The organism is Pseudomonas sp. HMSC08G10 (genome assembly GCF_001808425.1).
In the GTDB taxonomy this organism is placed as follows: Bacteria; Pseudomonadota; Gammaproteobacteria; order Pseudomonadales; family Pseudomonadaceae; genus Aquipseudomonas; species Aquipseudomonas guariconensis.
Genome location: NZ_KV793331.1, coordinates 14107 through 39800, shown reverse-complemented (window position 1 = coordinate 39800; position 25694 = coordinate 14107). Strand labels below are relative to the sequence as shown.

At 62.9% G+C, this 25694-nt stretch carries 22 protein-coding genes and 2 pseudogenes; 11 read left to right on the top strand and 13 right to left on the bottom strand.

The window, feature by feature from the left end:
- Positions 1 to 40: 40 nt before the first annotated feature.
- Positions 41 to 418 (bottom strand): histone-like nucleoid-structuring protein MvaT, encoded by a 378-nt coding sequence (gene mvaT / locus HMPREF3173_RS20140; RefSeq protein WP_043206401.1) that lies wholly within the window; start codon positions 416 to 418, stop codon positions 41 to 43.
- A gap of 302 nt (positions 419 to 720) precedes the next feature.
- Here mvaT and purU point away from each other — a divergent pair, with 302 nt between their 5' ends.
- Positions 721 to 1572, top strand: a complete 852-nt coding sequence (gene purU, locus HMPREF3173_RS20135) for a formyltetrahydrofolate deformylase (RefSeq protein ID WP_043206402.1) — start codon at positions 721 to 723, stop codon at positions 1570 to 1572.
- Positions 1573 to 1717: 145 nt separating this feature from the next.
- Here purU and HMPREF3173_RS20130 read toward each other — a convergent pair whose 3' ends face one another.
- The 5 genes and pseudogenes from HMPREF3173_RS20130 to HMPREF3173_RS25375 form a co-directional block, all read right to left on the bottom strand.
- Positions 1718 to 2710 (bottom strand): glucosaminyl phosphatidylglycerol flippase, encoded by a 993-nt coding sequence (locus HMPREF3173_RS20130; protein ID WP_070576054.1) that lies wholly within the window; start codon positions 2708 to 2710, stop codon positions 1718 to 1720.
- Positions 2707 to 3471: an N-acetylglucosaminyl phosphatidylglycerol deacetylase gene (locus HMPREF3173_RS20125; RefSeq protein ID WP_070576051.1), complete on the bottom strand. Its 765-nt coding sequence runs from the start codon at positions 3469 to 3471 to the stop codon at positions 2707 to 2709. The genes HMPREF3173_RS20130 and HMPREF3173_RS20125 overlap by 4 nt, the downstream gene beginning before the upstream one ends.
- Positions 3464 to 4576 carry an N-acetylglucosaminyl phosphatidylglycerol synthase gene (locus HMPREF3173_RS20120; protein ID WP_371906704.1) on the bottom strand — a complete coding sequence of 371 codons (1113 nt, stop codon included), beginning with the start codon at positions 4574 to 4576 and terminating at the stop codon, positions 3464 to 3466. The genes HMPREF3173_RS20125 and HMPREF3173_RS20120 overlap by 8 nt, the downstream gene beginning before the upstream one ends.
- 228 nt (positions 4577 to 4804) lie before the next feature.
- Complete coding sequence (locus HMPREF3173_RS25380; protein WP_371906703.1) at positions 4805 to 5569, bottom strand: methyl-accepting chemotaxis protein; 765 nt, start codon at positions 5567 to 5569, stop codon at positions 4805 to 4807.
- A gap of 90 nt (positions 5570 to 5659) precedes the next feature.
- Positions 5660 to 6679 (bottom strand): annotated as a pseudogene (locus HMPREF3173_RS25375) (cache domain-containing protein); the annotation flags it as partial.
- Positions 6680 to 6845: 166 nt separating this feature from the next.
- On the opposite strand from HMPREF3173_RS25375, the gene HMPREF3173_RS20110 reads away from it, so the two are divergent.
- A complete protein-coding gene (locus HMPREF3173_RS20110; RefSeq protein WP_070576043.1) occupies positions 6846 to 8321 on the top strand; it encodes a helicase HerA-like domain-containing protein in 1476 nt (491 codons plus the stop codon).
- Positions 8322 to 8412: 91 nt separating this feature from the next.
- Here HMPREF3173_RS20110 and HMPREF3173_RS20105 read toward each other — a convergent pair whose 3' ends face one another.
- Complete coding sequence (locus HMPREF3173_RS20105) at positions 8413 to 9885, bottom strand: inorganic phosphate transporter (RefSeq protein ID WP_043206408.1); 1473 nt, start codon at positions 9883 to 9885, stop codon at positions 8413 to 8415.
- A 319-nt stretch (positions 9886 to 10204) separates the two neighbouring features.
- Entirely contained in the window at positions 10205 to 10405 is a 201-nt protein-coding gene (locus tag HMPREF3173_RS20100; RefSeq protein WP_070576414.1) for a hypothetical protein, read from the bottom strand.
- Between the two features lie 561 nt (positions 10406 to 10966).
- Between HMPREF3173_RS20100 and pcaR the strand changes: the two genes are divergently transcribed.
- The 9 genes from pcaR (at position 10967) to pcaC (ending at position 20660) form a co-directional block, all read left to right on the top strand.
- Positions 10967 to 11842: a pca regulon transcriptional regulator PcaR gene (pcaR, locus tag HMPREF3173_RS20095; RefSeq protein ID WP_070576040.1), complete on the top strand. Its 876-nt coding sequence runs from the start codon at positions 10967 to 10969 to the stop codon at positions 11840 to 11842.
- A gap of 339 nt (positions 11843 to 12181) precedes the next feature.
- On the top strand, positions 12182 to 13528 hold the full coding sequence (locus HMPREF3173_RS20090; RefSeq protein WP_070576036.1) for a 4-hydroxybenzoate transporter PcaK: 1347 nt from the start codon (positions 12182 to 12184) through the stop codon (positions 13526 to 13528).
- Positions 13529 to 13790: 262 nt separating this feature from the next.
- Positions 13791 to 14651 carry a CoA transferase subunit A gene (locus tag HMPREF3173_RS20085; RefSeq protein WP_070576033.1) on the top strand — a complete coding sequence of 287 codons (861 nt, stop codon included), beginning with the start codon at positions 13791 to 13793 and terminating at the stop codon, positions 14649 to 14651.
- Positions 14648 to 15427 carry a CoA-transferase subunit beta gene (locus tag HMPREF3173_RS20080; RefSeq protein ID WP_043206411.1) on the top strand — a complete coding sequence of 260 codons (780 nt, stop codon included), beginning with the start codon at positions 14648 to 14650 and terminating at the stop codon, positions 15425 to 15427. The genes HMPREF3173_RS20085 and HMPREF3173_RS20080 overlap by 4 nt, the downstream gene beginning before the upstream one ends.
- Positions 15424 to 16629, top strand: coding sequence for a 3-oxoadipyl-CoA thiolase (gene pcaF, locus HMPREF3173_RS20075; protein WP_177343704.1), 1206 nt, complete (start codon positions 15424 to 15426; stop codon positions 16627 to 16629). Before HMPREF3173_RS20080 ends, pcaF begins: the two co-directional genes overlap by 4 nt.
- 173 nt (positions 16630 to 16802) lie before the next feature.
- Positions 16803 to 18092: an MFS family transporter gene (locus HMPREF3173_RS20070; protein WP_043206413.1), complete on the top strand. Its 1290-nt coding sequence runs from the start codon at positions 16803 to 16805 to the stop codon at positions 18090 to 18092.
- A 9-nt stretch (positions 18093 to 18101) separates the two neighbouring features.
- A complete protein-coding gene (locus HMPREF3173_RS20065; RefSeq protein WP_070576027.1) occupies positions 18102 to 19454 on the top strand; it encodes a 3-carboxy-cis,cis-muconate cycloisomerase in 1353 nt (450 codons plus the stop codon).
- An 11-nt stretch (positions 19455 to 19465) separates the two neighbouring features.
- Positions 19466 to 20257: a 3-oxoadipate enol-lactonase gene (gene pcaD / locus HMPREF3173_RS20060; protein ID WP_070576024.1), complete on the top strand. Its 792-nt coding sequence runs from the start codon at positions 19466 to 19468 to the stop codon at positions 20255 to 20257.
- A gap of 10 nt (positions 20258 to 20267) precedes the next feature.
- Complete coding sequence (gene pcaC / locus HMPREF3173_RS20055; RefSeq protein WP_043206417.1) at positions 20268 to 20660, top strand: 4-carboxymuconolactone decarboxylase; 393 nt, start codon at positions 20268 to 20270, stop codon at positions 20658 to 20660.
- Positions 20661 to 20703: 43 nt separating this feature from the next.
- On the opposite strand, the pseudogene HMPREF3173_RS20050 reads toward pcaC, so the two are convergent.
- From HMPREF3173_RS20050 to HMPREF3173_RS25155, 5 genes and pseudogenes are all read right to left on the bottom strand, one after another.
- A pseudogene (locus tag HMPREF3173_RS20050) lies at positions 20704 to 21227 on the bottom strand (DUF962 domain-containing protein).
- Positions 21228 to 21378: 151 nt separating this feature from the next.
- Entirely contained in the window at positions 21379 to 22308 is a 930-nt protein-coding gene (locus tag HMPREF3173_RS20045) for a LysR family transcriptional regulator (RefSeq protein ID WP_070576022.1), read from the bottom strand.
- 190 nt (positions 22309 to 22498) lie between these two features.
- A complete protein-coding gene (locus tag HMPREF3173_RS20040; RefSeq protein ID WP_070576019.1) occupies positions 22499 to 23752 on the bottom strand; it encodes an OprD family porin in 1254 nt (417 codons plus the stop codon).
- A 260-nt stretch (positions 23753 to 24012) separates the two neighbouring features.
- Positions 24013 to 25467 carry an AdeC/AdeK/OprM family multidrug efflux complex outer membrane factor gene (locus HMPREF3173_RS20035; RefSeq protein WP_070576017.1) on the bottom strand — a complete coding sequence of 485 codons (1455 nt, stop codon included), beginning with the start codon at positions 25465 to 25467 and terminating at the stop codon, positions 24013 to 24015.
- A partial coding sequence (locus tag HMPREF3173_RS25155; protein WP_256544540.1) for an efflux RND transporter permease subunit occupies positions 25464 to 25694 on the bottom strand: 231 nt, incomplete at its 5' end. The genes HMPREF3173_RS20035 and HMPREF3173_RS25155, both read right to left, overlap by 4 nt.

Sequence of the window (25694 nt, the reverse complement as noted above, 5' to 3'; positions counted from 1 at the left end):
TGCCGGCGTTTTTATTGGGCGTGTGAGAGGCAGCCAGCTGTCAGTCCAGCAGTGTTGCCCAGCCTTCAACCACATCGCCACCCCATTTGGCTTTCCATTCTTTCAGGGTCTTGTGGTTGCCGCCTTTGGTTTCGATCACTTCGCCATTGTGCGGGTTTTTGTACTGCTTGACCTTGCGAGCACGCTTGGTGCCAGTGGTCTTGACCGCACCGCGCGGAGCTTTGCTCAGTTTGGATTCTGGATCCAGCAGGGCAATCACGTCACGCAGGGACTTGGAATATTCGCCCATCAGTGCGCGCAGTTTGCCTTCGAACTCGAGTTCTTTCTTCAGTTTGTCATCTTGCGACAGGTTGGCCAGACGGGCCTGAAGTTCCTTGATGGCTTCTTCGGTAGCGCGGTATTCGTTGATCAGGGACATGGAGTGGTCCTTAGTGCAATGTTCAAAGAGAAACAGTTCGGGCCAATAATAGACAGGCGATACTCTCAAGTAAACAATTAAAAAGGCAATAAACTGTTAATTGTCGTGGGGTAATGCAGGCATTTGGTTAAGAAAATTTTACATATCGCCCGACAAATTCATCATTTCCTACGTGGTCGGCTCAATTGGCAGCTTTGCCCCGCGCTGGCCGAGCGTGTGTGCTGTAGCGGGCAATCATTACTGCGTTTTTCCTGGCGGGCCGCTAGAATGTGCGCCTTTGCGAAGTTTCCGGAGTCTCCTTCATGCGCACCTATCGACTGGTGATTGCCTGCCCCGACCGTGTCGGCATCGTGGCAAAAGTCAGTAATTTCCTGGCCCTGTACAACGGCTGGATCAACGAAGCCAGCCACCACTCCGATGAGCAGAGCGGTTGGTTCTTCATGCGCCATGAGATCCGCGCCGAATCCCTGCCATTTGGCATCGAAGCGTTTCGCGAGGCGTTCGCGCCGATCGCCGAAGAGTTCTCCATGACCTGGCGGATCACCGACTCGGCCCAGAAGAAACGCGTGGTGCTGATGGCCAGCCGCGAATCCCACTGCCTGGCCGATCTGCTGCATCGCTGGCACACCGACGAGCTCGATTGCGAAATTCCCTGCGTGATCTCCAACCACAACGACCTGCGCAGCATGGTCGAGTGGCACGGTATCCCGTTCTTCCATGTCCCGGTCGATCCCAAGGACAAGCAACCGGCGTTTGCCGAGGTCTCGCGGCTGGTCCAGGAGCATGGGGCCGATGTCGTGGTGCTGGCGCGCTACATGCAGATCCTGCCGCCGCAGCTGTGCCAGGAATACGCCGAAAAAGTCATCAACATCCACCACAGCTTCCTGCCATCGTTCGTCGGCGCCAAGCCGTACCACCAGGCGGCTCTGCGTGGCGTGAAACTGATCGGTGCGACCTGCCACTACGTCACCGAAGAGCTGGACGCCGGTCCGATCATCGAGCAGGACGTGGTGCGTGTCACCCACGCCGACAGCATCGAAGACATGGTGCGTTTCGGTCGTGACGTGGAGAAGATGGTGCTGGCCCGCGGCCTGCGCTACCACCTGGAAGACCGTGTCCTAGTGCATGGCAACAAAACCGTGGTGTTCGACTAAGCGCCGATGGCCGATCCCCGCGACAAGGCTGCGGCACCGCCGCCGCCCACTCTGGGCGAGGGGTGCCTCGCTCGCTTCGATCTCGAGCGCTTGAGCGAAGAGGCTGGCACCCACTTCCCGGGTGCCGCCGCGCTCTGGCGCCAGCTCAACTCGCCTGACGACGCCAGCGCTCCAGCAACGGACGCGCCAACAGGCAAACGAATACCGGGCCCCCGGCGATCAGGTAGAAGTAGTAGGTGACCGCGCGCCAGATCAGGATCGCCGCCGCCGCCGTAGAGCTGCCCACCAGGGGCGTCAGCAGGCTCGCCGAGGTCAATTCGGCGGCCCCGGCGCCGCCTGGCAGCAGGCTGAACTGCCCGGCGCTGAGCGACAGGATCTGTACCAGAAAGCTTGGAATCCATGAAAGCTCCACGCCCAGCCCTCGCAGAACCAGGTACAGCACGCTGTAGCGCAGGCTCCAGTGCACACAGGTCAAACTGAAAACCAGAATCAGGATCCGCTTGGGCAGGCGCCAGGTGTCCGTCAGTGCATGGACGAAACGCAACAGTTTGCGCGCCCATCGCCGTCTGCGCCGCGCCGACATGCCCAAGCGACGTAGCAACCGGCCGTTCAGGCGCATCACCGTACGCCGGTAGCGCAGCAACGCGAGAATCCCCAGCAGCGCCGAACACAGCAACAGGGCACTGCCCAACAGCATGCTCTGCTGGGTATGTCCCAGGCTGTGGAACAGGGCATAGCCTGCAATCGCCAGCATCGCGCAGAAGAAGAACACCAGATCGTTCAACTGATCCATGGCGAACACCGCGCCGCTGCGCGCCGGGCCGATACGCTCGCGCGCCAGCAGGGCCATGAGGGTCAATGGTCCGCCGCTGCCGCCAGGGGTGGTACAGATGGCGAATTCGGTGGCCATGACCACACCCAGGCTGCGTACCCGGCCGAGGCGTGCCCCTTGCTGGCCGAGCAGCAGCCGCAGGCGCACGGCATTGATCACCCAGCACAGCAGGATCATGCCCAGCAGCACAGCCATCAGGCTCGGGGCGAAGGCGCGTAGGCGCGCCAGCAAATCGCTGCCACCGAGCAAGGTGGGTACCAGCAACGCCAGCAGCAGTGCCATGCCCAGCCAGCCCAGGCGGTTCATGCCTGGACCTGACGCGCCAGCCAGGCGGATTTGGTCAGGGGTTGACGTCCCTGCGCTAGCAACGTTTGCAATGTCTGCAACCAGTAGTCGCGAGAGGCCGGATGACGCATATCCACGGGATGCAGGCCAAGGCGCAGCGTGGCTGCATTGCGCCAGCGTCGCCCTTGCCAGTCGCAGATCATCCGCGAAAGCCCCCGTCGCCAAGCACTCCGGGCGCTCCACACTAGGCCAGGGGCCTGGATGGCGGTGAACTCCGGGAGGCGATAGAGGTGCTGGGGCGTGCTGGTGTAGCGCAGCGGCAACCGACGCAGGGCCTGGCGTGTGCCTTCGCTCATCAACCAGGCCGGGGCGACGAAACCGGCCACCGGCCAGCCGTGGCGGTCGAACACTTCCAAGCCGGCTTCCAGGCGCAGCAGGGCCTCGGCCTCATCTAGCCCATAGAATTCGCCTTCATGGGTGTAGATTCGACGCATGAAGAACTCGCGGGCGCTGCGCGGCGGGGGCCCATCGTCAGCATGGAAATAGCCGTGCAGGGCCAGCTCGTCGCCCTGCGCCAAGCGTCGCTCGAGCAACCGGCAGAAGGTCGGCGAGCGGGACAGGGGATTGCGATGATGGAAGTCCGGCACCACCAGCCAAGTCATGGGCACGTTGCCCAAGCGTTCCACGGCCTGGACGAACGGCTGGTAGTCCGGCCAGGTTTCGGGCGCGACATCGTGCAGCACCAGCATCAGGCTACGCGTTGCGGCGTCTGTCTCAACCATGGGCGCGTACCTGCGGCTGGTGACCGAGCACGGCCTGGTAGTGCTCCAGCAGGCCATCGACCACATGGTCCCAGGCGTAGTGCAGTTCGACATGACGACGGGCCTGGGCTCCCAGCCGACGGACACCGGCCTCGAAGGTCTCGCGCACAGCGTTAGCCATGGCCTGGGCGTCGTTGGGTGTGCACAGGCGTCCGCAGCGTTCATCGACGATTTCACTGAAGGCGCCGGCACGTACCGCGACCACGGGCAGGGCACTGGCCATGGCCTCGAGGATAACCAGGCCGAAGGTTTCCTGATCGCCTGCATGTACCAGCAGGTCCGCACTGGCGAACAGCCGGGCGACCTCTTGAGGTGGGCAGAAATGGTCGATGACACTGACATTGTCCGGCACATTGGCGGGCATGTTCGAGCCGACCAACAATAAATGATAGTGGCGGCCCAATCGCCTCATGCAGTCGAGCAGCACTGGCAGGTTTTTCTCCCGCGAGCCGCGCCCGGCGAACACCAGCAGGCGTGTGGTGTCGGGGATCCCCAGTTCGGCCCGAAGGCCCGGATCGCGGTGTTCGGGGTTGAAGGTGCACAGGTCGACGCCCAGGTGTTGCACATGCACATCCTTGACGCCTAGCCGACACAGCTTGTCAGCCATCACCTGGCTGGGCGCCAGCACGCGGTCGAAGTTGCCGTACAGTTTGCTGACATAGGCCTCGACGTTGGGGGTGAACCAGTTGCCCATGCGGTTGCTCACCAGCAGCGGCAAGTCGGAGTGGTAGAAGCCGATTACCGGTACGTCGAGCTTGCGCCGCGCTTCCAGGGCGGCCCAGGCCGTGAGGTAGGGGTCGCCGACTTCGATCAGGTCAGGCTGCAGGCGCCGCAACACGTTGCACCAAGGGGCCAGGCGAACGGGAAAGCGGTAGCCGTTGCCAAAGGGTAGGGGCGGCGCCGGCACTTGGTAGATGCCATCGGCATCGGTGGCGCTGGCGCCGGGAATCAAAAGGCTGTGACGCACGCCGGGCCTGGCGTCGAGTCGGCGATGTTTGGCATCAAGATAGGTACGTACGCCGCCACTGGCCGGGGCGTAGAACATGGTGATGTCAGCGATGTGCACGATCAGCATCCCTCCGGGATCGTCTTCGGGTCTGTCATCGGGCTGCGATGAGCAGGCGATGACGCGCCTAAAGGTTGACCTTACTGAAGGATAGTTTGTTCGATCGGAGGGAGGCAGCGGTAAGCGTCAAGCTGCAGGTTGCGAGCTGCAAGCTTCAAGCTGCAAGAGTCAGCGGCGCCCCGCCTGCTGTTCTTGCGGCTTGAAGCTCGAAGCTTGCGGCTTGAAGCTCTAGATCCGGAAACTGCCGACCAGATGCTTGAGGCGGGTGGCTTGCTGTTCCAGGTCCGTGCAGGCGCGCAGGGTAGCCTGCAGGTTCTCGACGCCTTCCTGGTTGAGCATGTTGATTTCGTTAATGTCCATGTTGATCGAGTCGACCACGGCGGTTTGCTCCTCGGTGGCTGTAGCCACCGACTGGTTCATGCCGTCGATTTCGCCGATACGCACGGTCACGCTGTCCAGGCGCTCGCCGGCCTGGTTGGCGATCTCCACGCTGTCCTGGCTGTGGCGCTGGCTCTGCCCCATGGTTTCGACCGACTCACGGGCACCGACCTGCAGCTCCTCGATCATGTTCTGCACTTGCTGTGCCGATTCCTGGGTGCGGTGGGCGAGGTTGCGTACTTCGTCGGCGACCACGGCGAAACCGCGGCCAGCCTCGCCTGCACGGGCGGCCTCGATCGCCGCGTTGAGCGCCAGCAGGTTGGTCTGTTGGGAAATGCTGGTGATCACCTCGAGAATCTGGCCGATGTTGACGGTCTTGTTGTTGAGCGTCTCGATGTGGGCGCTGGAGGTGACGATCAGGTCGGACAGGCGATTCATCGCCTCGATGTTGCGCTCCACCACCTGCTGGCCTTCTTCGGCCAGCAGGCGCGCCGAGGTAGCGTGCTGGGAGGCCTGGGCCGCGTTGCCGGCGATTTCCTGGGCCGCGGCGCCGAGCTCGTTGATGGCGGCGGCGACGCTGTTGGTGCGGTTGGCCTGCTCGTCGGAGTTTGCCATCGACGAGTTGGAGGCACTGATCACCCGCAAGGCCACTTCGTTGACTTGTTCGGTGGCCGAGGATACTTCGCGGATCGAGGCGTGGATACGCTCGACGAAGCGGTTGAACGCCGTGCCGAGGATGCCGAACTCATCGTGTTGATGGATCTGCAGGCGCTTGGTCAGGTCGCCTTCACCCTCGGCGATGTCTTCCATGGCACGGGTCATGGTGTGCAAGGGCTGCATCAGCACGCGGATCAGCAAACCCAGCAGGGCAATGATGATGACCACCGCCACGATCGTCGCGATCACCGCCGAGGTACGGAAGGTGCTGAGCATGGAGAAGGCTTTGTCTTTATCTACCGACAGGCCGATGTACCAGTTGGCCGAAGGCAGCCCCTTGATCGGGGTGAAGGTCAGCAAGCGAGCCTGGCCGTCGGACTCGACTTCGGTCAGCTCGCCGGACAGCTTGAGTGTTTGCTGTGGGAACAGGTCCGACAGCGACTTCATCACCAAGTCTTTGTTCGGGTGTACCAGGATCTTGCCTTGGTCGTTGACCAGGAAGGCGTAGCCCATGCCGCCGAAGTCCAGCGAATTGATGATGTCCACAAGGCCGTCGAGGGCCAGGTCACCACCGACCACACCGACAGTGCTCGAGACCTTGCTGAGGATACCGATGACCATCTTGTTGGTGGTCAAGTCGATGTAGGGTTCGGTCAGCATGGCGCCACTGGCGTTCATGCCGTCCTTGTACCAGGGACGCACGCGAGGGTCGTAGCCGTCGGGCATCTTGGAATCGGGACGCACGCTGAAGCCGCCGTCCACCTTGCCCAGGTAGACGGTGAGGAAACTCGACAGTAGCGCTTGCTGACTCATGAAGGTTTCGGCATTGGCCGGATTCTGTGCGATGTTCTGCGATAGGTTTTCCACTAACTTGATTCGGCCATCGAACAGGTTGCGAATGTTGGTCGAGGTGGATTCGCCCATTTCAGCCAGATAACTCTCCAGATCGGCGCGAATGGCATTACGCTGGAGATAATCGTTGTAGAGGGTGAACAGGCTGAAGGCGAGTATCACGATCAAAGACGCCGCCAAGAGAATCTTGTGGCTGAAACGTAGGCTTTTGTTCATGGCGTGGTCCGCTAAGGTTTTTATCGGGTCGTTCGCACGAAGGCAGCTTGAAAACAGTGCAACAATCACCGGAGGTCCTTTTCGGGATGTTCCTGTCTTTCAGAATGAGTAGCACCACGGGGTATCGGCCGTTATGCGGCAAAGCTTGAATAGAGGATGAAAGAAGATGTCGGATACTTCGCAAATAGTTGTGGGGGCGGGGCCTGACGGCCAGCCAGTGAGCCAAGCCATGCGCCTGGCCAACCGTCATGGGCTGGTTGCCGGTGCCACAGGGACGGGCAAGACCGTGACCCTGCAACGCCTGGCCGAGGTCTTCAGCGATGCGGGAGTTGCGGTGTTCGCCGCCGATGTGAAGGGCGACCTGTGCGGCCTGGGGGCAGCCGGAGCCCCCCAGGGCAAAGTGGCCGAGCGTATCGCCGCAATGCCGTGGTTGGGCCACCGCCCTCAGGCCTATCCCGTGACCTTGTGGGATATTGCAGGGGAGTCGGGTCATCCCTTGCGAACGACACTCAGTGAAATGGGGCCTCTGTTGTTGGGCAACTTGCTGGAACTGACCGACAGCCAGCAGGCAGCACTATACGCAGCCTTCAAGGTGGCCGACCGCGAAGGGCTATTGCTCCTGGACCTCAAGGACCTCAAGGCGCTGCTCGGGCACCTGAAGGACAACCCGCAATTGCTGGGTGAGGACAGCGCATTGATGACCACGGGCTCCACCCAGGCCCTGCTACGTCGCCTGGCGACTCTGGAGCAACAGGGGGCCGAGGCCCTGTTCGGAGAGCCGGCCCTGCAACTGGAGGATCTGCTGCGCCCGGACCGCGATGGGCGAGGGCCTATCCACTTGCTCGATGCCAGCCGGTTGGTGCATGAGGCGCCGAAGGTCTACGCCACCTTCCTTTTATGGTTGTTGGCCGAGCTGTTCGAACAGTTGCCCGAGCGCGGTGATGCCGACAAACCGGTGTTGGCGTTGTTCTTCGACGAGGCGCATCTGCTGTTCAACGGCACCCCCAAGGCCCTGCAGGATCGCCTCGAGCAAGTGGTTCGACTGATCCGCTCCAAAGGCGTAGGGGTTTATTTCGTGACCCAGTCGCCAGGGGACTTGCCCGATGCGGTGCTGGCGCAGTTGGGGCTGCGTATCCAGCATGGGCTGCGTGCGTTCACCGCCAAGGAGCAGAAGTCGCTCAGGGCCGTGGCCGACGGATTCCGTCCTAACCCGGCATTCGATGCACTCGCCGTGTTGACCGAACTGGGTATCGGTGAGGCATTGGTAGGGACCCTGCAGGAAAAAGGCACGCCGGAAATGGTCCAGCGGGTACTGGTAGCGCCACCGCAGTCGCGTATCGGGCCGTTGACCGAGACCGAGCGCAAAGCGCTGGTTGCAGCCTCGCCACTGGCGGGACGTTATGACAAACCAGTTGACCGTGAATCGGCTTATGAGATGTTGACCGCTCGCAAGGGCGAGCCGGTGGAGCCCGTGCCGCAGCCCAAGGCCGATGAGGAGAGCTTCGCCGACAAGGCTGGAGAGTTTTTGCAGAGTGCTGCAGGGCAGGCGATCAAGTCGGCAGTGCGCCAGGCGGCCAATCAGTTGGGGCGCCAATTGGTGCGTGGCCTGATGGGCTCGCTGCTGGGCGGCAAACGGCGGTAGTGGCCAGTGGCGCCAGCACTCACAGGTGCCAGGCATCGTGAACCCATGAAAAAGGCGCCCGAAGGCGCCTTTTTCATGACAGCGGTATCGATCAGCCGATCGCCTTGGAGGCCAGCCAGAACAGGCCGGCGGCCAGGCCCATCGAAGCCGGCAGGGTCAGGACCCAGGCCAGCAGGATGGTCTTCACGGTGCCGCCTTGCAGGCCGCTCTTGTTGGCGACCATGGTGCCGGCGACACCCGACGACAACACGTGGGTGGTCGAGACCGGCAGGCTGAAAACGTTGGCCAAGCCGATGGCGCAGGCCGCGGTGATCTGCGCAGACATGCCCTGGGCGTAGGTCATGCCTTGCTTGCCGATCTTCTCGCCGACGGTCAGCACCACGCGCTTCCAGCCGACCATGGTGCCCAGGCCCAGGGCCAGGGCGACAGCTACGATCACCCAGAACGGTGCGTATTCGGTGGTGGCGGTCAGGTCTTTGCGCAGCTTCTCGAGGTCGGCTTTTTCACGGCTTTCCAGTCCTGGGAGCTTGCCGACCTTCTTGGCGGTGTCATCCAGGCAGAGCAGGTAGCGACGGACTTCGACGCGCTTCTCCGCGCTCAGGTCGCGGTAGTCGGTGACACCGTGCAGCGACGATTGCAGGGCGGCGATGGTCGGTTCGGTCTGCTGCGGATTGCAGCTGAACTGCTCCGGCAGGTCGGTCGACTTGGCCTTCCCCAGTGCCAGGAACTCGCCCAGGGTGGCGGCGTTGCGCTGGTAGAACTGGCTCATGTGCAGGGTGGCGTCGCGGGTACGCTCGATCTGGTAGGTGGTGCTGTTCAGGTCGAGGACGAACTTGGCAGGAACGATACCGATCAGGACCAGCATGATCAGGCCGATGCCTTTCTGGCCGTCGTTGGAGCCGTGCACGAAGCTGACGCCCATCGCGGAAATCACCAGCACCAAGCGATTCCAGAATGGTGGATGCTTCTTGTCGTCCAGCTTGCGGCGTTGTTCCGGTGTCTTGTGCATCTTCGACAGCGGGCGCCACCATTTGAGGCCGATCAATACCAGGGCCGCGACGGCGAAGCCGGCCATGGGCGAGATCACCAGCGACATGGCGATGTCGATCGCTTTCTGCCAGTTGACGCCATCGCCGAGGGGGATGTCGTTGAGCAGGGCATTGGCCAGGCCCACGCCCAGGATCGAGCCGATCAGGGTATGAGAGCTGGATGCGGGGATGCCGAAGTACCAGGTGCCGAGGTTCCAGGTGATGGCCGCGGCCAGCAGCGAGAAGACCATGGCCAGCCCGTGTCCGGTGTTCACATTGATCAGCAGTTCGACTGGCAGCAGGTGGACGATGGCATAGGCCACCCCGACGCCGCCGAGCAGAACCCCGAGGAAGTTGAACACACCGGAGAAGAACACGGCCAGGTGCGGTGGCATGGCTTTGGTATAGATGACGGTGGCTACCGCGTTGGCGGTGTCATGAAAGCCATTGATGAACTCGAATGCGAGCACGAAGGTCAGAGCGAGCAGCAAGCTCACCAGCACCCACGCATCCAGTCCGCTGAATAAATCGATCATGAAGGTTGTCTGGCGGTCATAGGGGGGCGCGATTATGCCAGAAAACCTTGGCAATCGATGCCCCTGCAACCGATCGACGAGACGGGAAGCATCCCAGGGAAGCGGCGATTCGATGCAAGATGGGTGGGGTTTTTCACGAGTAAAATCGCTAAAAAAACACAAAAAAGCAGGTAAAACCCGCAATCATGAATAAGGTGGGTATTTCAAACAATCGTATGAAATTTGTGTAATTCCATTTCATCATGGCGCATCGATAAAAGGTCCGCTGCGCACCACCGCGTTGAACGCGGTGGTGCGCAGCTTCGCAAGGCACACCGGGTCAGGTGTTCTCGCTGCGCAGTTCCTTTTCCATTTTTTCCAGCTCTTGGGCAAAGACCTGGTCCTGGACAGTGGCGCGCTTGCGCCAAGGTTTGCGCTCCGGTTCCAATTGCGCGGCGTAAGTGGTCACTTCACCACCGTATACTTCCTTGTAACGTTCAGCCTGGCGCTCGAGTTCCACGCGCAGTTCTTCTTTCGTCACAGTCATACCCGAATAGGTTGAAATTTTGCCTTGGCCTTCATCATGCAAAGTTATGCAGACGGCTACGTCGCCAAGGCGAACATGCTGTCGCAGCGACAGGATCCATGAGGTACATGGCACTTGGATTAACGGGGTAGGCCCTGAGCCCTGCACCTGACTGGCGGCGTCTCCGTGGGAACGTCGACGAATATCGTTCTGAATGAACGATCCGGCCAGCGCATTCAATTATAGCAATCGATAAGTCAATGGCCATCATTCTTTAGCGGCACGTGCCAAACATTCAAAGTTATGTAGTGGGCACAATGGCGATAATCAGACTGGCCGTGAAAGTTTGAGGTGTGCTCGTCCATGAAAGTTCGGGCGAACAACAAGAAAAACAAAAACGGCCTCGTGGGAAACGAGGCCGTTGCCTGGGACTTCTACGGTGGGTACCTGACCAGTCTCTCCAAAGAAGCCACATGTGGCAGGAGAAAGGTATAAGTAAAAGTGTCAGCGGTCAATTGCGATTATCGGCCGTTGGTTCGATAATCGCACAAGCGACCGTTTTTTTTGAGGTTCACCATGAGCGAAGAAACCCAGGACAAGGCTTCCGCCAATCCGGAGCCGGGACGTACCGCAGCGCCTGCACTGGCCCCACCGATCGTGGCCTCGCCCGCCAAGCGTATCCAGGCCTTTACCGGCGATCCGGATTTCATGACTTCCCTGGCCCGTGGGCTGGCGGTTATCCAGGCCTTCCAGGAGCGCAAGCGCCACCTGACCATCGCACAGATCAGCCATCGCACCGAGATTCCCCGGGCGGCGGTGCGCCGCTGTCTGCATACCCTGATCAAACTGGGTTACGCGACCACCGATGGGCGCACCTATTCGTTGTTGCCCAAGGTCCTGACCCTGGGCCATGCGTACCTGTCCTCGACACCTCTTGCGGTCTCCGCGCAGCCTTACCTGGACCGGATCAGCGATCAGTTGCACGAAGCGGCCAACATGGCGACGCTCGAAGGTGACGACATTTTGTATATCGCCCGTTCGGCAACGGTGGAGCGGTTGATCTCGGTCGACCTTTCGGTGGGCGGCCGCTTGCCGGCCTACTGCACCTCGATGGGGCGTATCCTGCTGGCAGCACTGGACGATGCCAGTCTCTGGGAATACCTCGAACGCGCCGACCTCAAAGCCCGCACCAGTCGAACCCTGCACGATCCGGACTCACTGTTCGCCTGCATACAGCAGGTGCGCGCCCAAGGCTGGTGCGTGGTGGACCAGGAGCTGGAACAGGGCCTGCGCTCGATCGCGGTGCCGATCTACGACGCCTCGGGGCAGGTACTGGCCGCGCTCAACGTCAGTACTCACGTGGGCCGGGTGACGCGCAGCGAGTTGGAGCAGCGCTTCCTGCCGATCCTGCTGGCGGCCAGCCGCGACCTCTGCCACCAGCTATTTGGATAGCAAGCCCAGGGCCGCTTCGCGGCCCATTCACGGTCTGCATTTATCCACAGGCCGAACGGCGCCACGCGTTTCCTGTTCGATTAACGCACAGTCTCGTTTTCCATGAATTGCGCACCTGGGATGCGCTGATTAATGTCTTGCGCAACGGTCGGTTCGCCGACCGGACAATAACAACATTCGAGACGCACCCCATGAGCATTGTCCTTTCGCTGTCGCGGCCGCACCCGCCTGCAGCGTCGCCGCTTTCCGGCTGATCCACCGACGCATTCGCTTATCCTGCTCCCTGCACATCCTCCGTGTGCAGTGGCCTGCCTGCGCCTCATTTTCCGGACAACAACAATGAATAAACCGCAAATCGCTGTCGGAAACTGCCTCGACGTCCAGTCCTTCATCAACGACCAGCCACTGTCCCGCTATCAGTGGCGGGTGGTGATCCTGTGTTTTCTGATCGTCTTCCTCGATGGCCTGGATACCGCGGCCATGGGTTTCATCGCGCCGGCCCTGTCCCAGGAGTGGGGCATCGATCGCGCAAGCCTTGGCCCGGTGATGAGCGCTGCGCTGATTGGCATGGTGTTCGGTGCCCTGGGGTCGGGGCCTTTGGCTGACCGCTTCGGGCGCAAGGGCGTGCTGGTCGGGGCGGTGCTGGTGTTCGGCGGCTTCAGCCTGGCCTCGGCCTATGCCACCGACGTCGATCAACTGCTGGTGCTGCGTTTTCTCACTGGCCTGGGGCTGGGCGCTGGTATGCCCAATGCCACCACGCTGCTCTCCGAGTACACCCCCGAGCGGCTCAAGTCGTTGCTGGTGACCAGCATGTTCTGTGGCTTCAATCTGGGCATGGCAGGCGGTGGTTTCATTTCCGCCAAGCTGATCCCCGCCTACGGCTGGCATAGCCTGCTGGTGCTCGGTGGCGTGCTGCCGCTGCTGTTGGCGGTGGTGCTGCTGGTGTGGTTGCCGGAGTCCGCGCGGTTTCTGGTGGTGCGCAATCGCGGGATCGACAAGGTCCGCAAGGCCTTGGCTCCAATCGCACCTGCCAAAGTCGCTGAGGCGGCGAGCTTCAGTGTGCCGGAACAGAAGGCGGTAGCCGCCGGCAACGTGTTCACGGTGATCTTCTCCGGCACCTATGGTCTGGGCACCGTTTTGCTCTGGCTGACCTACTTCATGGGGCTGGTCATCGTCTACCTGCTGACCAGCTGGCTGCCGACCCTGATGCGTGACAGTGGTGCCAGCATGGAGCAGGCCGCGTTCATTGGCGCCTTGTTCCAGTTCGGTGGCGTACTCAGCGCGGTTGGCGTGGGCTGGGCGATGGACCGCTTCAACCCGCACAAGGTCATTGGTCTGTTCTATCTATTGGCGGGTGTATTCGCCTACGCAGTCGGGCAGAGCCTGGGCAACATGACTCTGCTGGCCACCCTGGTGCTGGTGGCGGGCATGTGCATCAACGGTGCGCAATCGGCCATGCCCTCGTTGGCAGCGCGGTTCTACCCTACTCAAGGGCGTGCCACCGGGGTGTCGTGGATGCTCGGCATCGGCCGGTTCGGCGCAATCCTCGGTGCCTGGAGCGGCGCGACGTTGCTGGGGCTGGGCTGGAACTTCGAGCAGGTGCTGACCGCGCTGTTGGTGCCGGCGGCGCTGGCCACCGTGGGTGTGGTGGTGAAGGGGCTGGTGAGCCACGCCGACGCGACCTGACTGCTCAAGGAGTGAAGGAGCGGAATTACCCACAAATGCGAGGGTGCACATCACCGATGTTTCGCGGTTAAACCCGGCTCCACACAGGTGTGCCCTGCGGTCTGGGACGAATGGATAGCAGAACAACAAATGGTTCGATAATCGCACAAAAGTGCGATTATCGGATTGTAAGCACCCCGGCGTCCTCCTTAATCTGAGCCCATCGCAGCGATGCATCGGCCCGCTGCTCCCTGACCCGACTCGTCCTGACCAGGAGTCTCCAATGGCAGCAATCCTCTCGCTTCATGATGCCGTGAAGCAATTCATCCAGGATGGCGACACCGTCGCCCTCGAAGGTTTCACCCACCTGATCCCGACCGCCGCCGGCCATGAGATCATCCGTCAGAACAAGCAGGACCTGACCTTGGTGCGCATGACCCCGGACCTGATCTACGACCAATTGATCGGTGCCGGTTGCGCGCGCAAGTTGATCTTCTCCTGGGGCGGGAACCCCGGTGTGGGCTCGCTGCACCGCCTGCGCGATGCGGTGGAAAAACACTGGCCTCACGCCATCGAAATCGAAGAGCACAGCCACGCCGACCTGGCCAATGCCTACGTCGCCGGTGCTTCGGGCTTGCCCTTTGCCGTGCTGCGCGCCTACGCAGGTTCCGACCTGCCGAAGGTCAACCCGCTGATCAAGAGTGTGACCTGCCCGTTCACCGGCGAAGTCCTCGCCGCCGTGCCTTCGGTGCGCCCGGATGTCACCGTGATCCACGCACAAAAAGCCGACCGCAAGGGCAACGTACTGCTCTGGGGCATCCTGGGCGTGCAGAAGGAAGCGGCCCTGGCGGCCAAGCGCTGCATCGTCACGGTCGAGGAAATCGTCGATGACCTGCAGGCCCCGATGAACGCCTGTGTACTGCCGACTTGGGCGCTCAGCGCCGTATGTCTGGTGCCCGGCGGCGCCCATCCGTCCTACGCCCATGGTTACTACGAGCGCGATAACCGCTTCTACCAAGCCTGGGACCCGATTGCGCGCAACCGTGAGTCGTTCACTGCCTGGATCGACACCTACATCCGTGGCACCGCTGACTTCAATGAATTCAAGGCCAAGCTGGCCAGCACCGCGGAGGCTGCGCAATGAACTATTCCACTTCCGAGATGATGACTGTCGCCGCAGCCCGTCGCCTGCGTAACGGCGCGGTCTGCTTCGTGGGGATCGGCCTGCCGTCCAAGGCCGCCAACCTGGCACGCCTGACGTCCTCCCCGGACGTGGTGCTGATCTACGAATCCGGCCCGATCGGTGCCAAGCCCAGCGTGTTGCCGCTGTCGATCGGCGACGGCGAGCTGGCCGAAACCGCCGATACCGTGGTGCCAACCGCCGAGATCTTCCGCTATTGGCTGCAAGGTGGGCGCATTGACGTGGGCTTCCTTGGCGCAGCCCAGGTCGACCGCTTCGGCAACATCAACACCACCGTTGTCGGTGACTACCACGCGCCCAAGACGCGCCTGCCGGGTGCTGGCGGCGCACCGGAGATCGCCGGTTCCGCCAAGCAGGTGCTGATCATCCTCAAGCAGTCGCCACGTGCGTTCGTCGAGAAGCTGGACTTCATCACGTCGGTCGGTCACGGCGAGGGCGGCGATTCGCGCAAACGCCTGGGCCTGCCGGGCGAGGGCCCGGTCGGGATCATCACCGACCTGTGCATCATGGAACCGGAAGCCGGCACCCATGAGTTCGTGGTCACCTCGATTCATCCAGGCGTGACCCGCGAGCAGATCATTGCCGCCACCGGTTGGCCGATCCGCTTTGCCGACAGCGTGCAGACTACCGATGCCCCCACCGAGGTCGAGCTGGGCGCGCTGCGCGACCTTGAGGCCCGTACCGCCGCCGCCCATGGCCAGACGGCAGGAGAAGCCTGATGCGTGACGTATTCATCTGCGACGCCATCCGCACCCCCATCGGCCGCTTCGGCGGCGCCTTGGCCGGCGTGCGTGCCGATGACCTGGCGGCGGTGCCGCTCAAGGCATTGATCGAGCGCAACCCGCAGGTCGACTGGACGCAGCTCGACGAAGTGTTCTTGGGCTGTGCCAACCAGGCCGGCGAGGATAACCGTAACGTGGCGCGCATGGCGCTGCTGCTGGCCGGCCTGCCACAAAGCGTTCCGGGCGTGACCCTCAACCGCCTGTGTGCCTCGGGAATGGATGCTGTCGGCACCGCGTTCCGCGCCATCGCCAGCGGCGAGATGGAGCTGGCCATCGCTGGCGGGGTGGAGTCCATGTCCCGTGCTCCTTTCGTCATGGGCAAGGCCGAGAGCGGCTACTCGCGCAACATGAAGCTTGAGGACACCACCATCGGCTGGCGCTTCATCAACCCGCTGATGAAGGCCCAGTACGGCGTGGATGCCATGCCCGAGACGGCCGACAACGTGGCCGACGACTATCAGGTTTCGCGCGCCGACCAGGACGCCTTCGCCCTGCGCAGCCAGCAGAAGGCTGCGGCAGCCCAGGCGGCTGGGTTCTTCGCCGAAGAAATCGTGCCGGTGCGTATCGTTCACAAGAAGGGCGAGACCCTGGTCGAGCAGGACGAGCATCTGCGCCCGGAGACCACCCTGGAGGCTCTGGCCAAGCTCAAACCGGTCAATGGCCCGGACAAGACGGTCACTGCCGGCAACGCTTCGGGCGTCAACGACGGCGCGGCCGCGTTGATCCTGGCGTCGGCTGAAGCGGTGAAAAAGCACGGCCTCACCCCGCGTGCACGGGTGCTGGGCATGGCCAGCGCCGGTGTGGCGCCTCGGGTGATGGGAATCGGCCCGGTGCCTGCGGTGCGCAAGCTGACGGAGCGGCTGGGCATTGCGGTGGCGGATTTCGATGTCATCGAGCTGAACGAAGCCTTCGCCAGCCAGGGCCTGGCCGTACTGCGCGAGCTGGGTGTCGCCGATGACGCCCCTCAGGTCAACCCCAACGGCGGAGCCATTGCCTTGGGTCATCCGCTGGGCATGAGCGGGGCACGCCTGGTGCTGACCGCACTGCATCAGTTGGAGAAGCGCGGCGGGCGCAAGGGCCTGGCGACCATGTGCGTGGGCGTGGGGCAGGGGCTGGCGTTGGCGATCGAGCGCGTTTGATCGGGTGTTTGGGCCATGCGCGGGTAAATCGGAGCGCCTAATCGCCGCTTCGATTTACCCGCGCATGGGACTGCCGGAACCTCGCTCCACGTAAGTTGCAGGCCGGGCTGCGGAACGAGACTGTTACTGGGTGTGTCTAGACTTGGCAGTGGCCTTCCAGGAGTAAGCACGTCATGACCTCTAGCTATTACACAGGCGAAGAACGCAGTAAGCGCATCTTCGCCATCGTCGGAGCCTCCTCGGGCAACCTGGTGGAATGGTTCGACTTCTACGTCTATGCCTTCTGCGCGATCTACTTCGCGCCGGCGTTCTTCCCTTCGGACGATCCCACTGTGCAGTTGCTCAATACTGCTGGGGTGTTCGCTGCAGGCTTCCTGATGCGTCCGATCGGAGGTTGGATCTTCGGCCGTCTGGCTGACCGCCATGGGCGCAAGAATTCCCTGATGATTTCGGTGCTGATGATGTGCGGCGGCTCGCTGATCATCGCCTGTCTGCCTACCTATGCGAGCATCGGCACCTGGGCGCCGGCCCTGCTGTTGCTGGCGCGGCTGATCCAGGGCCTGTCGGTGGGCGGTGAGTACGGCACTACCGCGACCTACATGAGCGAAGTGGCCTTGCGCGGGCAGCGCGGCTTCTTTGCCTCGTTCCAGTACGTCACGCTGATCGGTGGGCAGTTGCTGGCGGTGCTGGTGGTGGTGATCCTGCAGCAGTTGCTGACCGAGGATGAGCTGCGTGCCTATGGCTGGCGTATCCCGTTCGTGGTGGGCGCCATCGCCGCGCTGATCTCGCTGATGCTGCGCCGTTCGCTGAAAGAGACCAGCAGCGCCGAAACCCGCCAGGACAAAGAGGCCGGCACCATCAGCGGGCTGTTCCGTAACCACGCCGCGGCGTTCATCACCGTGCTGGGCTACACCGCCGGCGGTTCGCTGATCTTCTACACCTTCACTACCTACATGCAGAAGTTCCTGGTCAACACCGCCGGGATGAACGCCAAGAGCGCCAGTTTCGTGATGACCGGGGCGCTGTTCCTGTTCATGATCCTGCAGCCGCTGTTCGGCATGTTGTCCGACCGCATTGGCCGGCGTAACTCGATGATGTTGTTCGGCGCCTTGGGGACGCTGTTCACCGTGCCACTGCTGATGGCGCTCAAGACCGTGACCAGCCCATTGCTGGCCTTCGTCCTGGTGACGCTGGCGCTGTGCATCGTCAGTTTCTACACCTCGATCAGCGGCTTGGTGAAGGCCGAGATGTTCCCCACGCAAGTGCGTGCCCTGGGCGTCGGCCTAGCTTATGCGGTGGCCAACGCGGTATTCGGCGGTTCAGCCGAATACGTGGCCCTGGGCTTGAAAACCCTGGGAATGGAGAACACCTTCTATTGGTACGTGACCGCCATGATGGCGGTGGCCTTCCTGTTCAGTCTGCGCCTGCCGAAACAGGCTGCGTACTTGCACCATGATCATTAAGGACATTGCATGACCCGCCAGCTCTTCGACGCTTACTTCACAGCGCCCGCCATGCGCGAGATCTTCTGCGATCGCGGTCGCCTGCAGGGCATGCTCGATTTCGAGGCTGCCCTGGCGCGCGCCGAAGCGGCCGTCGGGCTGGTACCGCACAGTGCCGTGGCGGCCATCGAGACCGCCTGCCATGCCGAGCGCTATGACATCCGCGCCCTAGCCGAGGCCATCGCCACGGCGGGCAACTCGGCAATCCCCTTGGTGAAGGCCTTGGGCAAAGTGATCGCCAGCGGTGTACCGGAGGCCGAGCGTTACGTTCATCTGGGCGCGACCAGCCAGGACGCCATGGATACCGGTCTGGTGCTGCAACTACGCGATGCCCTGGCGCTGATCGAGGCCGATCTTGCCAAGCTGGCCGAGACCCTGGCGCGCCAGGCCCTGCTGCATGCCGATACCCCTTTGGTAGGGCGCACCTGGTTGCAACACGCCACACCCGTCACCCTGGGCATGAAGCTGGCCGGTGTGCTGGGAGCGTTGACCCGCCATCGCCAGCGCCTTGCAGAACTGCGTCCACGGCTGCTGTGCCTGCAGTTCGGCGGTGCTTCCGGCAGTCTTGCGGCCTTGGGCAGCAAGGCTCTGCCGGTCGCTGAAGGGCTCGCTGCGGACCTGGGCCTGAGCCTGCCCGAGCAACCCTGGCATACCCAGCGCGATAGGCTGGTGGAGTTCGCCTCGGTACTGGGGCTGGTGGCCGGCACGTTGGGCAAATTCGGGCGCGATGTGAGCTTGCTGATGCAGACCGAGGCGGGGGAGGTGTTCGAGCCCTCCGCGCCGGGCAAGGGCGGCTCTTCGACCATGCCGCACAAACGCAACCCGGTAGGCGCCGCGGTGCTGATCGGCGCCGCCACGCGGGTGCCGGGCTTGGTATCGACGATGTACGCCGCCATGCCTCAGGAACACGAGCGTAGCCTGGGCCTGTGGCACGCCGAATGGGAAACCCTGCCGGAAATCTGCTGCCTGGTGTCCGGCGCCCTGCGCCAGGCTCAGGTGATCGCCGAGGGCATGGAGGTCGATGCTACGCGCATGCGCCGCAATCTGGATTTGACCCAGGGCCTGGTGCTGGCCGAGGCGGTGAGCATCGTCCTGGCCCAGCGCCTGGGGCGTGATCGCGCCCACCATCTGCTAGAGGACTGTTGCCAACGTGCGGTGGCCGAGCAGCGCCATCTGCGCGCGGTGCTGGGCGAGGACGCGCAAGTCAGCGCCGAGCTGAGCGCCGAAGAACTCGACCGTCTGCTCGACCCTGCCCACTACCTGGGCCAGGCCCGCGTCTGGGTGGCGCGGGCCGTGGCCGAACATCAACGTTTCACTGCCTGAAGGAGACCGCTGTGGCGCAACTGCAACTGGCCGATGGCGTATTGAACTACCAACTCGACGGCCCAGAGCACGCCCCGGTGCTGGTGTTGTCCAACTCGCTGGGTACCGACCTGCACATGTGGGACACCCAGATTCCAGCGTGGGCCGAGCATTTTCGCGTGTTGCGCTACGACACCCGTGGTCATGGCGGCTCGCAGGTCACCGAAGGCCCTTACCGCATCGAACAGCTAGGCCGCGATGTGCTGGCGCTGCTCGATGCGCTGGATATCCCGCAGGCCCACTTCGTCGGCCTGTCCATGGGCGGCCTGATCGGCCAGTGGCTGGGCATCAATGCCGGCCACCGCCTACTCAGCCTGACCCTGTGCAACACTGCGGCCAAGATCGCCAACGACGAAGTGTGGAACACCCGTATCGACATGGTGCTCAAGGGCGGTCAGCAGGCGATGGTCGATTTGCGCGATGCCTCTATCGCGCGCTGGTTCACCCCAGGATTTGCCCAGGCCCAACCCGATCAGGCTCAACGTATCTGCCAGATGCTCGCGCAGACTTCCCCCCAGGGGTACGCGGCCAATTGCGCCGCGGTGCGTGATGCGGATTTTCGTGAGCAACTGGTCAGCGTCAAGGTGCCGACCCTGATCGTCGCGGGTACCGAGGATGTGGTGACCACCCCGGAACACGGTCGCTTCATGCAGGCGCAGATCCCGGGGGCAGCCTATGTGGAGTTTGCTGCGGCGCACCTGTCCAATGTCGAGATCGGCGCACCGTTCACCCGCCGGGTGCTCGATTTCCTGCTGACCTGCTGAGGAATTGGCGATGGATGAGAAACAACGCTACGAGGCAGGCATGCAGGTGCGCCGCGCCGTACTTGGCGATGCCCATGTGGACCGCAGCCTGGAAAAGCTCAACGACTTCAATGGCGAGTTCCAGGAGATGATCACCCGGCATGCCTGGGGCGATATCTGGACGCGCCCGGGTTTGCCCCGGCATACCCGCAGCCTGATCACCATCGCCATGCTGATCGGCATGAACCGCAACGAGGAGCTCAAGCTGCACCTGCGCGCGGCCGCCAATAACGGCGTGACGCGAGAGCAGATCAAGGAAGTGATCATGCAGAGTGCTATCTATTGCGGAATCCCGGCGGCCAATGCCACCTTCCACCTGGCCGAGTCGGTGTGGGATGAGCTGGGGGTCGAGTCGCGGCAGTGAAACCTGGCGGGGTCGCATTGCGGCCCCTCGCAGGTGTGTGACGTCAGGCTGCCGCTTTCTTCTGGCGCAGCGCCACCGGACCTGCCTTGGCTTCCACGGCGCGCTTGAGCGCCGGACACAGCCCCAGCATGAACGCCAGCTCCGCCACCACGAACAGCGGCCCGATGATCAGCCCGCTGATATCGTCCACGAACGCCGGCTTGCGGCCTTCGTAATAATGGCCGACGAACTGGATGACCCAGCCCACCACGAGGCGCCGAGCCCGGCGCTCAGCCACAACCCGGTGGCCTGTACCGCAAGTGTCTGGCCAACCCACAGGCACCCGCCCAGTAACGCGCCCATCACCAGCCCGAAGCGCACATCCAGACGCAGGTAGAACCACACCGAGGCGGCGGCGACCAGCAGCGCCGGGGAAAGCCACACCCCCAGCATTGAGCCGCCGGGGCGTGACAGCAGGATGGTCACTGCCAGCACGATCAGCGGAATCCCGACGAAATGGGTGGCGATATTGCGTGGGTCACGGTGGTAGCTGGCGTACTGGCTCAGGTGGTCGACGAGGGTTTTCATTGTTGTTTCTCCCTGGGGGCCTGATTGGCTGATGCCTGTCCCGGCGTTTTCGCAGGTTTCCCTGCGAAAGGGTTTGTCTGAGCATAGCGCCCGGACATCATGGCCGGAACCTGGTGCAGGTCATGGCCTGTTATCACCGCAGCGAATGGCGTTACCCCAGGCTGCGGGCGGAGGGCTGTGCGGGCGTGTCGAGCCTCACCAGGGTCTCGATCATGGCCCGCGCCGCAGGCGACAGCCGGTAGCCACTGCGGCTGATTACCCCACAACGCACGCTCAGTATCTCCAGCCCTGGCGGCAGGTTGCGCCAGTGCAGCCGAACCAGGCGGCCGGCTGCCAGGTCCTCGGCGATCGCCTCTTCGCTGGCGTTGCCGATGGCGTCGCTGGCCAGCACGACACTGCGCAGCACGGCCAAGTGTTCGGTTTGCAGGTGAGGCGTGAAGTCGCTGCGCCCGCTCAAGTTGGCCAGTCGTTTGCGCACACCGGAAACGAGCAGGGCGCTGGCCAGTGGATAGGCGAACAGGTCGTTGGTCGACAGGCTGTCCTTGGCCAGCAAGGGGTGCCCGGGGCGGCAGAAGAACAGGCCAGGGCGTGGCGTCAGCGGTTCGGTATGAAAGTACGGGTCGGCCTCGAAGGGGCGGATGTCATCGACGAAGAATTCGATTTGTTCACGGCGCAGTGCCTGGCCCAGTTGCTCTGCGTTGTTCACTTGCAAGCGGGTGAGGATCCCTGGGTGGGTCTGGATGAAATGGCGCAGAGCCTCGGGCACCAGACGCGCAGCCAGGGCCGGCCCGCTGCCGAAATGCAGCTCGCCGGCGTCGAGCTTGGTCATCTGGAGCACATCGTTGCTCAGCTGCGCGGCACCCTGGACGAGTCGCCTGGCATGTTGCAGTACCACCTGCCCTTCAGGGGTGGGCTGCAGCGCCTTGCTGGCGCGGTCGACAAGCGGGCAACCCAAGGTCTGCTCCAGGCCCTGGATGGCGCGGCTGAAGGCCGGCTGGGTAATGCCCATGGCTTCGGCGGCGCGAACGAAACTGCGATATTCGGTCAGGGCAATGAAGTAGCGCAGTTGGCGAAGGTCCATGTTCGGGCTCTGGTGCGGGGATCAGGGCTCGGTTTTAGCGGGTTGTTACATATAGCGTCAAAGAATTTTATTTGATTTTATTATTCTTTTTGGCTATTTGCCGGTGATCAGACGATGCGCGGTGTGAACCCGCTCCCACAAAGTCGACGGTGATCTTTGTTGGAGCGGGTTTACCCGCGAAGTGGCCTGGCTAGAGCAGGTTCAGCGGGTAGCTGATGATCAGTCGATTCTCGTCGAACGCGTTGGTGCTGAAATCCCGGCGCATGGTGGAGTTGCGCCATTTAAGCGACAGGTCCTTGAAGGTACCGGCCTGGATCACGTAGGCAAGCTCGGTTTCCCGCGCCCACTCCTTGCCGTCGGTGACGCCGCCGGCCTGCACATTGTCGCCTTTGATGTAGCGGTTCATCAGGGTTAGCCCGGGCACGCCGAGGGCGACGAAGTTGAAGTCGTGACGCACCTGCCAGGAGCGTTCCTTGGCGTTGTCGAAGCTTGAGTTGTAGCTGTCGTTGGCCAGGGTGCCACCGCTGGTCCCGTTGACCCGCATCCAGGCGTCGTCACCGCTGACCTTCTGCAAGCCCAGGTAGAACGTATGACCCTGGTAGCGTGCCGAGAGCATGGCCGAGGCGGTGCGGTTGTCCAATTTGCCAGCGCGCTCGGCACCGTCCTCGCCGCCGACGAAATAACCGAGGTTGGCGCCCAGGGTCCAGTCGCCCAGAGGCTGGCTGTGCACCAGGTTGACGTACTGTTGGCGGTAGATGTCCTTGAGCTGGGCATTCCACAGGCCAACCAGCGTGCGCTTGTCGTTGAAGGTGTATTCGCCGCCGGCGAAGTTGAACCGGTCGGAGGTGAAGGCGGCGCGGCCATTGAGCGACATGTCTTCCATGCTGGCGTCGTTGCGCGGGCTGTTGCCACGGAACTGGCCGGCATACAGGGTCAGCCCGGCGATCTCCTGGGAGGTGAGCTGGCCGCCGCGGAAGGTTTGTGGCAGTGAGCGGCCATCGTCCGAGCGCAGGATCGGTAGCACGGGCATCCATTCACCGACCTTCAGTTCGGTCTGCGACGCCTTGGCTTTGAGCGCGATGCCAAGGCGGCCGAAATCATCGGCGGGGCGGCCGTCGTCGTGCACGGGCAGCAGATGAGTGCCGGCTGTGCCTTTGCCGCCATCGAGCTTGATCGAATACAGCCCGAGCACGTCCACGCCGAAACCGACGGTGCCCTGGGTGAAGCCGGAGCGGGCATCGAGGATGAAGCTCTGGGTCCATTCCTCGGCTTTGCTCTGGCGATTGGCCGGGTCGACGAAGTTGCGGTTGATGTAGAAGTTGCGCAGGTTGAGGGTGGCCTTGGCGCCTTCCACGAAACCGCTTTCAGCGGCCAGGGAGGGCAGGGCGCAGGACAGGGCCAACAGGCCGGGCAGCAGTTGGCGTGCGGGTTGCAAAGTGCTCATCGTTTGCGGATCTCTTGTTTTTATTCGGGCGAGCCGGTGCGCTGCGGGTGCGGGCCGCAGGGTGTGGCGTCTTTTGTGAGAGCGTGTGCAACGTTGCGTGGGCGATGGTGCGGTGCAAGGTGAGGGCGAGGCAATTCGCCCAATGCGGAACGGGGCGATTATCGAACGGAATGTTCGTCGTGGTTAATTCGGGGGCGCGGTGGGGCTGTCCCATAAAAAAGCCCACCGCGAGGGTGGGCTTGATGCTGCTAGCGGGTCGCTCAGCCTTTTGGTGTTTCCACCGAAGCCTGCTGGTTGGCCTGCCCGGTCTGCTCGTACCAGCCGCCACCGAGGGCCTTGTACAGGTTGACCTCGCTGACCAGCTGCGAGAGCCGGTCGTTGATCAGCGACTGCTGCGAACTGAACAGGTTGCGCTGGGCATCGAGGAAGGTCAGGTTGCTGTCGATCCCGATGCGGTAGCGGCGCTCGGCCAGGCGGTAGTAATCCTGGTTGGCGGCCACCAGGTCGCGCTGGGCCTGCAGCTGCTCCTCGAAGGTCTTGCGTGCGGCCAGGCCATCGGAGACTTCCTGGAAGGCGGTCTGGATGGTCTTTTCGTACTTGGCGACGTTGATGTCCTTCTGGATCTTCGAGTAGTCCAGGCTCGCTTTCAGGCTGCCGGCGTTGAAGATCGGCAGGTTGATCTGCGGCTGGAACAGCCAGGTACCGGACCCGCCTTTGAACAGCCCGCCCATGTCCGGGCTCAGGGTACCGGCGTTGGCGGTCAGGCTGATGCTCGGGAAGAACGCGGCGCGGGCCGCGCCGATATTGGCGTTGGCGGCTTTGAGCAGGTGCTCGGCTTCCTGGATGTCCGGGCGACGTTGCAGCAGATCCGATGGCAGGCCGGCCGGGACTTCGGCCAGTTGATCGGCGTCGAGCTGAAGCGGTGCCGGCAGGTCGGCCGGCACGCCGGTGCCCAGCAGCACGGTCAGGCTGTTCAGGTCCTGGGCGACCAGGCGCTGGTACTGCGCCAGCTTGACCCGCGCGCCTTCAACGGCGGTGCGGGCCTGGCTCACATCGAGCGCTGACGCCACACCCACCTCATTGCTGCGGCGGGTGAGGTTGTAGCTTTCGACGTAGGTCTTGAGGGTCTCTTCGGTCAGCTTGAGCTGCGCTTGGTCGGCCTGCCAGGTGTAGTAGGCATTGGCCACGCTGGCGACCAGGCTGATCTGCGTGGAGCGGCGGGCCTGCTCGCTGGAGAGGTAGGTCTCCAGGGCCTGCTCGGTGAGGCTGCGCACACGGCCGAACAAGTCCAGCTCATAGGCGCTGACACCCAGGGTGGCCGAGTACTGGCTGGTGATGCCCGCTTCGCCTGTTTGCGACATGTTCGCCGGTACCCGCTGGCGGCTGCCGCTGCCATTGGCCGATACCGCCGGGAACAGGTCGGCCCGCTGAATGCGGTACTGGGCCCGGTAGGCATCGATGTTCAGGGCGGCGACGCGCAGGTCGCGGTTGTTGACCAGCGCGGTCTGGATCAGCTGCTGCAGCGCAGGATCATGGAAGAACTGACGCCAGCCCTGCTCGGCCGCGGCTACGTCGGCCGACTGGGTCGGCGAGTACGCAGGGCCTTGCGGCCACTGCGCCGCCACTGGCGATTCAGGGGTCTGGTAGTCAGGGATCAGCGAGCAGCCGCCAAGGATGAAAGCGGTTACCGCCAGGGATAACAAAGACTTGGTCATTGCCCAGCCTCATAACGAGTAGTTTCAGGGGTGGCGTCGGATTCAGGCTTCTTGCTGCCGAACAGCGACGACACTGCAACGAAGAACAGCGGTACCCAGAAGATGGCCAGCACGGTCGCACTGATCATACCGCCGATCACCCCGGTGCCGATGGCGTGCTGGCTGCCCGAGCCTGCGCCGCTGGCGATGGTCAACGGTACCACGCCGAGGATGAACGCCAGCGAGGT